The sequence below is a fragment of the Psychromonas sp. genome, assembly GCF_983033635.1.
The window spans coordinates 3846-4259 of sequence record NZ_CEZLMY010000227.1 but is presented as its reverse complement, the minus strand read 5'-3'; the positions used below and the strand labels follow the sequence as shown (position 1 = coordinate 4259).

The 414-nt window shown below is 33.8% G+C and carries 1 protein-coding gene; it reads left to right on the top strand.

The window, feature by feature from the left end; genetic code table 11:
- The coding region (locus tag AC4GME_RS17460) for a Shedu immune nuclease family protein (protein ID WP_490379907.1) at nt 1–414 on the top strand (414 nt) is incomplete at both ends.

Sequence of the window (414 nt, the reverse complement as noted above, 5' to 3'; positions counted from 1 at the left end):
GTAGTTGTAAAAGAAAAAGCCTATGTAGGTGGCAAGAGCTTTACAAATCATGGTGGCAACATTGTTGATTTTCTTTATAAAAATGAGTTAACAAATAATCCCGCGCTCATAGAAATAAAGACACCAACAGCGAACCTTATTGGTTCACCATATAGACAAACGTTTAACATTGCTAAAGAGCTTACTGGTTCAACGAATCAGGTTTTAAATTACTCAAACTCAATCGTTCAAGATTATTATTCAATAGTTGGTCATGATTTAAATGTGTTCAGCGCTTTTAGGCCTCATTGTGTAGTAATTGTCGGTAATACAAGTGAGTTAAATACTCCAGAAAAGCGAAAAGCTTTTGAGCTTTACCGTAATAACTTAAAAGATGTTCAAATTATCACGTTTGATGAGTTGTTCGGTAAAGTA